The sequence below is a fragment of the Sphingomonas sp. CCH9-E2 genome (assembly GCF_001557215.1).
GTDB lineage: Bacteria > Pseudomonadota > Alphaproteobacteria > Sphingomonadales > Sphingomonadaceae > Sphingomonas.
In genome coordinates, this window is the sequence record NZ_LSJM01000366.1 from 1 (window position 1) to 12,562 (window position 12,562).

10 protein-coding genes are annotated in these 12,562 nt (G+C 67.4%); 5 read left to right on the forward strand and 5 right to left on the reverse strand.

The genetic code is table 11. The annotated features are described in order from the left end of the window. Positions 1-979: MATE family efflux transporter (locus tag AX681_RS16955; protein WP_066682527.1), on the forward strand; the 979-nt coding region annotated here is incomplete at its 5' end. A gap of 33 nt (positions 980-1,012) precedes the next feature. Continuing rightward, positions 1,013-2,230, forward strand: coding sequence for an argininosuccinate synthase (locus AX681_RS16960; RefSeq protein ID WP_066656204.1), 1,218 nt, complete (start codon positions 1,013-1,015; stop codon positions 2,228-2,230). On the opposite strand, the gene AX681_RS16965 is transcribed toward AX681_RS16960, so the two are convergent. Then, complete coding sequence (locus tag AX681_RS16965) at positions 2,187-3,035, reverse strand: metallophosphoesterase (protein ID WP_066656202.1); 849 nt, start codon at positions 3,033-3,035, stop codon at positions 2,187-2,189. The genes AX681_RS16960 and AX681_RS16965 overlap by 44 nt on opposite strands. Positions 3,036-3,112: 77 nt before the next feature. On the opposite strand from AX681_RS16965, the gene AX681_RS16970 reads away from it, so the two are divergent. From AX681_RS16970 to AX681_RS16980, 3 genes are read left to right on the forward strand one after another with little or no spacing between them, the layout of a single operon-like run. Continuing rightward, complete coding sequence (locus tag AX681_RS16970) at positions 3,113-4,792, forward strand: hypothetical protein (RefSeq protein WP_066656200.1); 1,680 nt, start codon at positions 3,113-3,115, stop codon at positions 4,790-4,792. Next, complete coding sequence (locus AX681_RS16975) at positions 4,789-6,321, forward strand: hypothetical protein (RefSeq protein WP_066656198.1); 1,533 nt, start codon at positions 4,789-4,791, stop codon at positions 6,319-6,321. Before AX681_RS16970 ends, AX681_RS16975 begins: the two co-directional genes overlap by 4 nt. 10 nt (positions 6,322-6,331) lie before the next feature. Next, positions 6,332-8,038 carry a hypothetical protein gene (locus AX681_RS16980; protein ID WP_066656196.1) on the forward strand — a complete coding sequence of 569 codons (1,707 nt, stop codon included), beginning with the start codon at positions 6,332-6,334 and terminating at the stop codon, positions 8,036-8,038. Here the strand turns inward: AX681_RS16980 and AX681_RS16985 are convergent. The 4 genes from AX681_RS16985 to sseA are packed head-to-tail and all read right to left on the reverse strand — an operon-like array spanning position 8,035 to position 12,559. Then, a complete protein-coding gene (locus AX681_RS16985) occupies positions 8,035-9,171 on the reverse strand; it encodes a GNAT family N-acetyltransferase (RefSeq protein ID WP_082737791.1) in 1,137 nt (378 codons plus the stop codon). The genes AX681_RS16980 and AX681_RS16985 overlap by 4 nt on opposite strands. Positions 9,172-9,180: 9 nt before the next feature. Next, the gene (locus AX681_RS16990) at positions 9,181-10,536 is read right to left on the reverse strand and encodes a mechanosensitive ion channel family protein (RefSeq protein WP_231733635.1); all 1,356 of its coding nucleotides are present in this window, start codon (positions 10,534-10,536) and stop codon (positions 9,181-9,183) included. Beyond that, positions 10,533-11,726, reverse strand: a complete 1,194-nt coding sequence (gene metC / locus AX681_RS16995; RefSeq protein ID WP_066682529.1) for a cystathionine beta-lyase — start codon at positions 11,724-11,726, stop codon at positions 10,533-10,535. The genes AX681_RS16990 and metC overlap by 4 nt, the downstream gene beginning before the upstream one ends. Next, positions 11,723-12,559 (reverse strand): 3-mercaptopyruvate sulfurtransferase, encoded by an 837-nt coding sequence (sseA, locus tag AX681_RS17000; protein ID WP_066661769.1) that lies wholly within the window; start codon positions 12,557-12,559, stop codon positions 11,723-11,725. Before sseA ends, metC begins: the two co-directional genes overlap by 4 nt. Positions 12,560-12,562: the final 3 nt, after the last annotated feature.

Consider the following 12,562-nt stretch of genomic DNA (forward strand, 5'->3'; position numbering starts at 1 on the left):
GCTGGCGGGCGGAGGAGAACTCGACTCCGCGGCGCGCGAGTTCGTGACCGCTCGGTTCCTGGGCGCGCCTGCTGCGCTCGGCTTTTACGCGATCAATGGCTGGCTCTATGGGCTGGGGCGGACGCGCGAGACGCTGGCACTGCAGATCCTGGTCAACCTCGTCAACGGCGCGCTGGACATGCTGTTCGTGTGGCAGTTCGGCATGGGTGCGCGCGGGGTGGGGCTGGGCACCGCGATCGCCGAATGGGTCGGGTTGGTCGCGGGAGTCGTGCTGGTGGTCCGCATCGCCGGGCCGCGCGCCTTGCTGGGGCAGCGTGCCGGATTCTTTGAGCGTGCGGCGTGGCGACGACTGTTCGCGGTCAATGCCGACATCATGGTGCGGACGATCGCGTTGCTGACGCTGTTCCTGTGGCTGGCCAATGCCGGGGCGCGGCTGGGCACGGTGCAGCTCGCCGCGAACCATGTGCTGATGCAGCTGGTGAGCATCTTTGCCTTCGTGCTCGACGGATTCGCCTTCACCGCCGAGTCGCGCGTGGGGCAGGCGGTGGGCAGAGGATCGCGGAGCGACCTGAAGCGCGCGATCCGGCTGACTGGGGAGTTTTCGGTTGGCTTCGGTTTGGTCGCGACGCTGGCGGCGTTGATCTTCGGCGGCGCGTTGATCGACCTGCTCACGACCAACGCAGCGGTGCGGGAGGCAGCGCGCGCGGTGCTGCCGCTCGCAGCGCTGGCCGCGATCGTCGGGGTTCCGGCATGGCTGCTCGACGGGGTGTTCATCGGCGCGACGCAGGGGCGGGCGCTGCGCAACGCCGCGATCCTGGCGACTGCGCTCTACATCGCCACCGACCTGTTGCTGCGGCCGCTTGGCGCGACCGGGCTGTGGCTGGCGCTGCTGGCGAGCTACGTCTTCCGGGCCGGGCTGCTCGCCATCCACTTGCCGCGGCTGTTCGCCGGTGTTGCGGAAGCCGTCCCCCGGACGTAGAGCGCCCGCACATTGCGTTCAGGAGCTGAAGAGATGGCCGACAAGATCAATCGCGTGGTGCTTGCCTATTCGGGTGGCCTCGACACCAGCGTGATCCTGAAATGGCTGCAGCAGGAATATCAATGCGAGGTGGTGACGTTCACCGCCGATCTGGGGCAGGGCGAGGAGCTGGAGCCCGCGCGGCAAAAGGCGCTGAACGCCGGGGTGAAGCCCGAGCATATCTATATCGACGATCTGCGCGAGGAGTTCGTTCGCGATTTCGTGTTCCCGATGATGCGCGCCAATGCGCTGTATGAGGGGCTGTACCTGCTGGGCACCTCGATCGCGCGGCCGCTGATCAGCAAGCGGCTGATCGAGATCGCCAAGGAAGTCGGTGCGGACGCGGTCAGCCACGGCGCGACCGGCAAGGGCAATGATCAGGTCCGTTTCGAGCTGTCGGCCTATGCGCTGAACCCGGACATCAAGGTGATCGCGCCGTGGCGCGAATGGGATCTGACCAGCCGCACCAAGCTGATCGAATTTGCCGAACAGCACCAGATCCAGGTGAGCAAGGACAAGCGCGGCGAAGCGCCCTTCTCGACCGATGCGAACCTGCTGCACACCTCGTCGGAGGGCAAGGTGCTGGAGGATCCGTGGGACGAGACGCCGGACTATGTCTATTCGCGCACGGTGAACCCGGAGGATGCGCCGGACACGCCCGAATATATCACGATCGATTTCGAAAAGGGCGACGGCATTGCGCTCAACGGCGTGGCGATGTCGCCCGCGACGCTGCTCGCCGCGCTCAACGATCTGGGCCGCAAGCATGGCATCGGCCGACTCGATCTGGTCGAGAACCGCTTCGTCGGCATGAAGTCGCGCGGCATGTACGAGACGCCGGGCGGCACCATCTATCACCTCGCGCATCGCGGGATCGAGAGCATCACGCTCGACCGCGGCGCCGCGCACCTGAAGGACGAATGGGCGCCGCGCTATGCGGAGATGATCTATAACGGCTTCTGGTTCGCGCCGGAGCGCGAGATGATGCAGGCCGCGATCGACTATTCGCAGCAAAAGGTCGCCGGGACCGTGCGGCTGAAGCTGTACAAGGGCGGCGTCTATGTCGTCGGGCGCAAGTCGCCATACTCGCTCTACAGCGAGAAGGTCGTGACGTTCGAGGACGACCAGGGCGCGTACGACCAGCGCGACGCGGCGGGGTTCATCAAGCTCAACGCGCTGCGGCTGCGGTTGTTGGGGCGGCGGGGGCAGTAAGCTCCAGCAGCCACAGATCGGGCGGGGCGCCGATGCGGACCGGCAGCACGCTGGTGCCCAGCCCTGCGCTGACCACGATGGTGCGGTTGCCCTCGCGGATCAGGCCGCAGGCGAATCGGTCGCCATGGCGCGACATGGTGGCGGGCCGCCCGACCAGCGGGAGGGCGATCTGACCGCAATGGGTATGACCGGCGAGCACCAGCCCGAGGCGCGGCGGTAGCTCCGGCACGATGTCGGGCGAATGGCTGAGCGTCACCACTGGGCCCGCCAGGGGCTCAACCGCGCGGGCGAGCGCGGCCGGATCGGCGCGGCCGGTGAAGTCGTCGTCCGCCCCGGCAAGGATCACCCCGGCGCGCGCGATGACGCTGTTGCTCAACACGGTAACCCGGTTCGCTTCCAGCGCGCGAAGCATCCCGGCGGTGTTGCGCCAATGATCGTGATTGCCGAGCACCGCGACGACGCCGTGCCGCGCGCGCAGTGCGCCGAGCGGGGCGACGGCCTCATCTTCGCTGTAGCGGTGCGTCGACACCCGCTTGTCGCTGACCAGATCGCCCGCGATCAGCACCAGATCAGGCTTGAGCGCGTTCACCTGTGTCACAATGCGACTCAGTCGCTCGGGTGGCATGTCGGGACCGGCGACATGCAAGTCGCTGAGGAGGGCGACCCGGAGCGGTGCCTGCCCTTGTTGCCAATCCGCCATTTCGACGGTGGCGCGTCGGACGATCGGATCGCGCAGGGCACCGCAATAGCCATAGCCGGTCAGCGCAAGGCCGAGAAACAGGCAGATCAGGAGGATGCGCTTCATCTGGCCAACCTAACCGTAAGGATTGGGTCCGCAATGGCGCTCGACGAACGTTAACCGTAATGGGATAGCGAGTGCCCATGCGGGCGGGGCGATCCACGGTCTGGCGGGATAATTCAGTTGCGGCGGCGCTTGCGCTGTTGCTTGCCGCCGTTTGGGCGTGGCGGGACTGGGCGGCGCTGTCGGTGCTGCGGTTGCCCGATACCGATGATGTGATGCGGTTGCAGCAGATTCGCGACTGGTTGGCAGGCCAGGCGTTCGGCGATCTGGCGCAGCATCGGCTGGGTGCGGCGGGGCTGGAGATGCACTGGTCGCGGCTGCCCGATCTGGTGCCCGGGGCGATCATTGCGGGGCTGACGCCGGTGACTGGCGCGCACGCGGCTGAGCTGGTCGCGGTGATGCTGTGGCCGCTGCTGTTGTTTGCGGTCGCGCTGATGCTGGTCGCGGCGATTGCGCGGCGGGTGGTGGTTTCGGCACCGGTGGCTGTCATTGTCGCGGCGCTGGCGTATCCGGCGAGTGCGCTGTTTCTGCCCGGGCGAATCGACCATCACGGGTTCCAGCTGGTGTTGCTGCTGATCCTGGTGCGCGCCGTGATTGGCCCCGGCGGGTGGCGTAGTGGTGCTGCGACCGGCGCGGCGAGCGTCGCGTCGCTGGTGGTGGGGATGGAGACTGCGCCCTTCCTGGCGCTGGGCGGCGGTGTGCTGGTGCTGCGCTGGGTTGCGGACGGGGCGGGGGAGCGGCTCCGCCTGCTCGGCTATGGCGCCGCGCTGGTCGTCGGGCTGGCGCTGGCGGCGCTGCTGTTTCGGACGAGCGGGTGGAATGTCGCGACCTGCGATGCGTTCGCCGCACCCTTGTGGCGCGCGGCGCAGGTGGCGGCGGTTGCGCCGCTCGCGCTCGCATCGGTTACGCGCCGTTTCGCGAGCCCGCGCGTGCGGCTGATCACGGCGTTCGTGGTGGTCGATGTTGCGGTCGTCGTGGCGCTCGCGCTCTCGCCCGCCTGCCTGTCGCCCTATGGCGGGGTCGATCCGCTACTGGAGCGGCTGTGGCTGGGGCGGGTGGCGGAGGCGCAGCCGCTGTTCGCCGCGCCGCTGGATCATGCGATCGGCTATGTCGGGCTGGCACTGGCCGGGCTGGGCGCGACAGCGTGGCAGTGGCGGCGCACGCGCGACACGGGCTGGGCGGTCCTCGCGGGGTTCCAGCTGGCGGCGCTCGCGCTCGCACTGGTGCAATTGCGCGGCATCTATGCCGGGACGCTGCTTGCCGCGCCGGGCTTGGCGGCGCTGATTATTTATGCGCGGGAGCGCGGGGCATTGGCGCTGGCGGCCGCGTGGGTCGCTTCGGCGGGGTTCGTCTATCCAGCGCTGGGCAGCCTTGTCGCGCCGCCCGCGCCCGCCGCGACCTGCGATGGCGGGACGGTGCTAGCGCAGCTTGGCGCGCAGTCGGCCGGGACGGTCGCTGCGCCGATCGATCTGGGTTCCTACGCGCTGGCGGAGACGCGGCACCGCGTGCTCGCCGCGCCCTATCATCGCAATGCGTCGGGCAATCTGGCGGTCTATCGACTGATCGACCTGCCGGTTGGTGTGGCGCGAGCTGAGGCGCAACGGTTGCGGATCGACCTGATCGCTGATTGCGGCGGAGCATGGGACGAGCTGGGTGCGCCGCCCGCTGGATCGCTGCGCGCCGCGCTGCGGGCGGGGACGCCGCCGGAGTGGCTGGTCCCGGTGGCGCCGCGTGCGCGCGTTTATCGGGTGGCGCGATGAGCGGGCGCTGGTGGGAAAGCCGGTGGTTCGTCGCCGCTGCGATACTGCTCGCGGCGCTGCCGTTGCTGTGGCCCGCCGTGCCGCCGCTGACCGACCTGCCCGGCCATATCGGGCGCTATCGCGTGATGCTGGGGGACGAGGCGGCGCTGCTTGACCGTTATTACGCGTTCGAGTGGGAGCTGGTCGGCAATCTGGGTGTCGACCTGCTGGTTGCCGCGCTCGCGCCGCTGATCGGGTTGGAGCCGGCGGTGAAGCTGGTGGTGATCGCAATTCCGGTGCTGACCACGGGCGCGCTGCTGTGGCTCAGCCGCGAGCTGACCGGGCGGGTCAGTCCATGGGCGCTGTTCGCGCTGCCGCTGGCGTATAGCTATCCGTTTCAGTTCGGGTTCGTGAACTACTGCCTCGCCATGGCGCTCGCGCTCGGCAGTTGGGCGCTCTGGCTAAGGCTGGGTCGGTTGCAGCGGGTCGGGCTGCGTGCCGCGATCTTTGTACCGTTCGGGCTGGTCGTGTGGACGTGCCATGCGATGGGCTGGGCCATGCTGGGCCTGTTCATCTTTGCGGGCGAATGGGCCGCACGGGCCAAGGACCGGACGATCCTGCGCGCTGCATTCGACGCTGCCATCACAGCGCTGCCGCTTGCGCCGCCGGTGCTGGCGATGCTGGCCTGGCGGGGCGGCGGAGCGCCGGCTGACACCGGGCGATTCTTCGATCTGGTCGCCAAGCTCAAGGGGCTGGGCAGCGTGCTGCGCGACCGGTGGATCTGGCTCGACCTGCCGGCATTGCTGGTGATCGTGATGGCGGTCTATGGCGGACTCCGGGGGCAGGCGGGACGGTTCGCGCCACAGGCGGCGGCCGCTGCAGGACTGACCGTGCTCGCCTTCCTGCTGCTGCCCTTTACGCTGCTCGGTTCGGCCTATGCCGATCTACGGCTGCTGCCCTTTGCCTTTGCCGTGGCGCTGGCCGGGCTGGTGCCGCGTGAGGGGGCGCCGGTTCGTGTCATCGCCCTGGCTGGCCTCGCCTTCTTTCTGATCCGCACGCTGGGCACGACGGCGAGCTTCGCGCTCTACGATGCCGATTGGCGGCGCGAGCTGGTGGCGCTCGACCACCTGCCGCGCGGTGCGCGGGTGTTCGCGCTGGTCGGCGATGGCTGCGATCAGCCCTGGGCGCATAGCCGCCGCACGCATCTTCCCGCCATTGCCACCGCGCGTCGCGCCGCCTTTGCGAATGACCAATGGCGGATGGAGGGCGCGCCGCTGCTACGGGTAACGTTGCCGCTCGGCTATTTTGCGCATGACCCGTCGCAGATTTCGGTGGTGCAGGCCTGTCCGCACGATCCCAACCTCTTGCCGCGCGAGCGGGCACTCGCCGCCTTTCCGCGAGATGCCTTTACCCATGTCTGGCTGATCGACGCGCCGACGCCACCGCAAGCGTTGCGCGGCCTGACGCCCGTCTGGAAACAGGACGGTTCGGTGCTCTATGCGGTCGACCGTTCGGCAAGCCGCTTGCCCGCAGGTGCTGCGCCGCAGTAAAGGCGGTTGGATGCAAGGGGGAAATCCGACCGAGATGCCACGCTGGTGGCAGACGCGCTGGTTCGTGCTGTTCGCGGCGATCGCGGCGGCGATCCCGTTGCTGTGGCCGGATATTCCGCCGCAGGTCGACCTTCCCGGCCATATGGCGCGCTATCGCGTACAGCTGAGCCATGGCGAGGTGCCGTGGCTCAATGACTGGTACAAGTTCGAGTGGAGCCTGATCGGCAATCTTGGACTGGACCTGCTGATCATCCCGCTAGAGCCGATTTTCGGGCTTGAGCTGGCGGTCAAGCTGATCGTGATCACCATTCCGGTGCTGACCGTCACCGGCCTGTTGTGGATCGCGCGCGAGGTGCATGGGCGCATTCCGGCGACCGCGCTGTTCGCGCTGCCGCTGGCGTATAACTATGCCTTCCATTTCGGGTTCGCCAATTTCGCGCTGTCGATGGCGCTGGCGCTCAACGCGTTCGCGCTGTGGCTGCGGCTGGCGCGGCTGGGGAAGATCAGGCTGCGCGCGATAATCTTCGTGCCGATCGGCATGCTGATCTGGGTCACGCATACTTTTGGCTGGGGCACGCTGGGCGTGATGTGCTTCGCCGCCGAGTTGATCCGCCAGCATGATATTCATCGCCCGCAATCGGGGAACTGGCGCGAGAATTTCGTGCAGAGCTGGGTCGTGCCGTGGTTCATGGCGGGCATTCACTGCCTGTCGCTAGTCCCCGCCGCGGTGCTGATGCTGATGTGGCGCAGCGCCGGCGATGTCAGTGGCCAGACTGGCGACTGGTTCAACTGGCGCGCCAAGATCTGGTGGGTGATGATGGTGCTGCGCGACCGGTGGCAGCTGTTCGACATCGCCTGTGTCGGCGTGCTGTTCCTGGTGCTGCTCAAGGGGCTGCGCGATCCCAATATCGAATATTCGCGGCACCTGGGCATCTCCGCACTGTTTCTGATCGCGGTGTTCATCCTGCTGCCGCGCGTGGTGTTCGGATCGGCCTATGCCGATATGCGGCTCGCGCCCTACATGATCGCGATTGCGGTGATCGCGCTGCGGCCCAAGCCGGGAATGACGATCCGGGGCGCGAGCGTGCTGGCGATGGCGGGGCTGGCCTTCTTCCTCGTCCGCATCGGGACGACGACGTACAGCAACTATCTCTACGACAAGTCGTACGACCGCGAGCTGAAGGCTCTGGAGCATGTGCCCGAGGGCGCCAAGCTGCTGAGCTTCGTTGGGGAGACCTGTTACAACGAGTGGACGATGACGCGGCTGCAGCACCTGCCCGGCATGGCGATGGTGCGGCGGCTGGCCTATACCAACGACCAATGGTCGATGGCGGGCGGGCAACTGCTGACGGTGCGCTACAAGCAGGCGCGCGGGTTCAGCCATGACCCTTCACAGATCGTCACCGACACCAAATGCCCGCGCGAATGGTGGCGGCCGGTGGCGGTCAGCCTCGCCCGCTTCCCGCGCCATGCCTATGACTATCTGTGGGTGATCAGCCCGCCGCCGTACGACAAACGGCTTGAGGCCGGGCTGATCCCGGTCTGGCGCGACGGCAACAGCGCACTGTTCAAGATCGACCATGGCCAGCCGGCAGCGGAGCTGAACGCCGAGGATCTGGGGCCGTATCGCAGCCAGATTCGCCAGATGCGCGAGTTCCTGGAGCGCGACAAGAAGAAGCAGATGGAAGCGTGGGAGCGCGCCCAGAAGAAGGCCTAACCGGTCCTTTTGAACGGGGCGAATTCGCCGAGATACTCCTGCTCCTGCGCCACGGCTTCGCGCTCATGCGCCAGATAATCGGCGATGGCGCGGCGAAAGCCCGGGTCGGGAATGTAATGCGCCGACCAGGTGGTGACGGGGGCATAGCCGCGCGCCAGCTTGTGCTCCCCCTGCGCGCCGGCCTCGACCCGCGCCAGGCCGCGTTCGATCGCGGCGTCGATCGCCTGATAATAGCAGAGCTCGAAATGTAGATAGGGCACGTCCTCGATACAGCCCCAATAGCGGCCATAGAGCGTGTCCGCGCCGATCAGGTTGAGCGCGCCCGCGATCGGGCGTCCGTTGCGCTCGGCCAGCATCAGCAGCACCCGGTCGCTCATCGTTTCGCCGAGTAGCGAGAAGAAGCTGCGGGTGAGATAGGGGCGGCCCCATTTGCGGCTGCCGGTGTCCTGATAGAAGACCCAGAAGGCGTCCCAATGCGCTTCGGTGATCTCCGCGCCAGTGAGGTGGCGGATCGTGAGTCCCTCGTTCGCGCGGGTGCGCTCCTTGCGGATCGCCTTGCGTTTGCGGGAGGAGAGGTCGGACAGAAACGCGTCGAAATCCGCATAATCGCAATTGTGCCAGTGGAACTGCGTGCCCGCGCGGAGCAGCCAGCCAGCCTGTTCGAACAGCGGCAACTGGGCTTCATCGACAAAGGTCGCGTGGGCAGATGACAGGTGGTTGTTGTCGGTCAGCGCCTCGATCCCCGCGATCAGCGCTGGTGCCAGGGCCGGGTCGCGCAGCAGCAGGCGCGGGCCGGGAACGGGGGTGAAGGGCGCTGCCACCTGGATCTTGGGGTAATAGCGCCCGCCCGCACGCTCATAGGCGTCCGCCCAGGCGTGATCGAACACATATTCGCCCTGACTATGGCTCTTGGCATAGGCCGGGGCGATGGCGGCGGGGATGCCGTCCCCATCCTCGATCACGATCGGGAGCGATTGCCATCCGGTTCCTGCGCCAACCGATCCCGATGCTTCGAGTGCGGACAGGAAGGCGTGGCTGAGAAAGGGATTACCGTCGCCTGCGCACGCATCCCACTGCGCCGCCGGGATCGACGCGACTCCTTCGGCGATGCGGGCTGAAATGGGGTCCGGCACGCGCTGTATCTAGGGAGCATCCTCGAGTCCGCCAACCGGCGTTTCGCTGCGCACTCCCGCCACGCTGCCGATGCGGTCTCCCTTGCTGCTGCGGAAATGGAGCACCTGTTGCGGGAAGGGGATTTCGATGCCGTGGTCCTGGAACTTGACCCATAGGCGGTTGAGCACGTCGCTCTTCACATTGCCGACGCCGCCCTCGGGATCGCTGATCCAGGCGAGGATCTCATGTTCCAGGGCATAGTCGCCGAACGAGGTGAGCCAGACATTGGGCCGCGGCGAATCGAGCACACGCGGGCTTTCCAGCGCGGCCTCCAGCATCAGCTTCTGCGCCAACTTGACGTCGGATTCATAGGCGATGCCGACAGGGATGCGGACGCGGACATTGCGGTCGGAAAAGGACCAGTTCTCCACCTCCTGAGTCATCAGATTCTCGTTGGGAATCAGATGTTCCTTGCCGTCGCGCGTGATGACGCTGACCGCGCGCACGCCGATCTTGTTGACCCAGCCGAAGCTGTCGCCGACGACGATGACGTCGCCCGGCTTGATCGAGCGGTCCATGAGCAGGATGATGCCGGCGATCAGATTGCCGACGGTCTTTTGCAGGCCAAAGCCGACCGCGAGCCCCATCGCGCCCGAAAATACCGCAAGGCTGGTCAGGTCGATGCCGAGCAGGTCGATCCCGAACAGGAACACGACTACGATCACCGCGATGCTGGCAAGTTTCTGGATCAGCAGTTTCTGCGTCGCGTCGAACCCGCGTGCCTCGCGGATCGAATGGGCGATCACCCGGTTGACCAGCCGTGCTCCGGCATAGAGTGCAACAGTGGTGACCAGCACCGTGACGGCGGCCAGCAGTGACAGACGCCGCGACCCGATATCGACGCCGATCCGGTCGAGCGTGTCGGTGATGACATTGAACCCGCCGATCGCATGACTCAGGATCGCGACGAAGACGATCGCTGAGACCGCCCATGCGCTCCAGCGCGGCATGTGAAGGCCGCGTATCACGGTCATCACCGTCATCGCGGTCGCCGCGCCGAGCGCGATGCCCAGCAGCATCGCCGCCAGAGTCGTCCACGGCCAAGCATTGGCGATGATCGCCAACAGCAATGCCGCGCTACCGTGGCGCATGACATTGTGCATGCGCGGTGCCAATCCTTCGATATGATTGCCGACGCGCCGCTCCCAGAATGCCGACAAAAGCGGCCCCAGCTTGCGCCCGGCGAGCCAGCCGATCGCCAGCGCGGCGATCGCGAGGCTGCCCGCAATCGCGCCCTCGACCAGCTGTGGCGGGGTGGGAGCGTGGATGCCGTTGGCGGTGAGCCACTGCGCCAGCGCGGGCGGGATGAGGTTGGGGAGGGTCACGACGCGGCACGGAACCGGTCGAGGCCGGCGGCGAGGTCGGCGATCAGGTCGGCGGGTTCCTCCAGCCCGATCTGCAGCCGCACGGCCAGCCCCTCGGCCTCCCAGCGCGTCACGCTGCGGTAGCGCTGCGGGTCGATCGGGATCGCCAGGCTCTCGAACCCGCCCCAGCTATAGCCGATGCCGAACAGCCCCAGCCCGTCGATCAGCGCGGCGCGCGAGGCTTCGGTCCCGCCATTCAGGACGAAGCTGAACAGTCCGGACGCGCCCTTGAAGTCGCGTAGGAACAGCTCATGGCCTGGGCACGAGGGCAGAGCGGGGTGGAGGACGCGGGCAACCTCGGGCCGGGTTTCCAGCCAGCGCGCGATTTCCAGCGCCGCCGCGCCATGGTGCTTGAGCCGAACCGCCATGGTGCGCAGCCCGCGCGCGCCGAGCCAGGCATCGTCGGGGCTGGCGGTCTGGCCGAGCGCGAAGCTGGTGTCGCGCAGCCGGTCCCAATGCGATGGTGCGGCTGTGACGCTGCCGAGCATGACGTCGCTGTGGCCGACAATATATTTGGTGCAGGCAAGGATCGACAGGTCGACGCCGCGTTCGATCACCGGGAACAACAGCGGCGTGGCCCAGGTATTGTCGATTAGCGTCGTCACCCCGCGCGCCTTGGCGGCGGCAACGATGGCGGGGACGTCCTGCACCTCGAAGGTCAGGCTGCCGGGGCTTTCCATCAGGATCGCGCTTGTGTTGCCGCCGATCAGTTCCGAAATGCCGCCGCCGATCATCGGATCGTAGAAGCGCGTCGTCACCCCGAAGCGCGCGAGAAAGCCGGTCGCGAAGCTGCGCGTCGGATCATAGGCGCTGTCGGGAAGCAGCAGCTCGTCGCCGGGCGAGAGTACGCTGAGCAGCGCGGCAGAAACGGCAGCGACGCCGGACGGGTAGAGAAAGGTCGCCTCGGCCCCCGGTTCCAGTTCGGTCAGCGCGTCGGCGAGGCTCCACTGCGTCGGCGTGCCGCGACGGCCATAGAAGAGCCGGTGGTGCGTGTCGCGCCCGCCCGCCGCGCGCATCTGCGCGACATTGTCATAGAGGATGGTCGAGGCGCGCCACACCGGTGGGCTGACGATTCCCTGCGTCCATTCGGGCCGACGTCCCGCGCCGACGACCTTTGTGCCGTTACCCTTGCTGTCGTCCGTGCCGCTCATGCAGCTCCCTTTGCCTTGGGCGTTGCGGGGTCGGCGCCCCATTCGCTCCAGCTTCCGTCATAGAGTGCGGCGCGATGTCCCAGCAGGTGCAGCGCGAACGCCGGTACCGCAGCGGTGATCCCAGAACCGCAGGTGGTGATCACCGGGCGCTCGACCTCGATCCCCTCCGCCTCGAACAGGGCGCGCAGGGTGGCGACGTGCTTCCACGTGCCGTCGGCGTTGAGGAATTCGGAATAGGGCAGGTTGGCGCTGCCCGGAATATGGCCGGGTTCGACGCCAGGACGCGGTTCGGGCTCGCTGCCGGCAAAGCGCGTGGCGGAGCGCGCATCGACGAGTTGCGCGGCGTGGCTGCCGAGGTTGGCGCGGATCTGGGCGATGCTTCGCACCCCGGCAGGGTCGAGCGTTGCCGTCAGCGTGCGTGGGGCAGGGGCGGCAGCGCCGGTTTCGATCGGATGCCCCTCGGCGCGCCATTTGGCAAACCCGCCGTCGAGGATGGCGGTGGCGATGCCGAAGCTGCGGAACATCCACCAGGCGCGCGCCGCCGTGTGGTGCGGCGCGTTGTCGTAGAGGATGATGCGGTCACCATCGCCGACGCCCAGCGCGCCGACCTGCGCGGCGAATTGCTCGGCCGGGGGCAGCATAGTCGGCAGCGGGCTGGCGCGGTCGGCGATGGCGTTGATGTCGAAGAAGGATGCGCCGGGGATGTGCGCGCCTGCGAACTCCGCGACCGCGTCACGCGGCTCGCCCGGCAGGAACCAGGTGGCGTCGAGGATGCGGAGGTCCGCGTCGCCGAGATGATCGGCAAGCCATTGCGTCGAAACGAGTGAGTCCATGCT

Coding starts and splice junctions, on each gene's coding strand:
- sseA (WP_066661769.1), bottom strand. CDS start 12,559: ATGGACTCACTCGTTTCGACGCAATGGCTTGCCGATCATCTCGGCGAC.
- AX681_RS16970 (WP_066656200.1), top strand. CDS start 3,113: ATGCGGGCGGGGCGATCCACGGTCTGGCGGGATAATTCAGTTGCGGCG.
- AX681_RS16965 (WP_066656202.1), bottom strand. CDS start 3,035: ATGAAGCGCATCCTCCTGATCTGCCTGTTTCTCGGCCTTGCGCTGACC.
- AX681_RS16980 (WP_066656196.1), top strand. CDS start 6,332: ATGCAAGGGGGAAATCCGACCGAGATGCCACGCTGGTGGCAGACGCGC.
- AX681_RS16975 (WP_066656198.1), top strand. CDS start 4,789: ATGAGCGGGCGCTGGTGGGAAAGCCGGTGGTTCGTCGCCGCTGCGATA.
- metC (WP_066682529.1), bottom strand. CDS start 11,726: ATGAGCGGCACGGACGACAGCAAGGGTAACGGCACAAAGGTCGTCGGC.
- AX681_RS16960 (WP_066656204.1), top strand. CDS start 1,013: ATGGCCGACAAGATCAATCGCGTGGTGCTTGCCTATTCGGGTGGCCTC.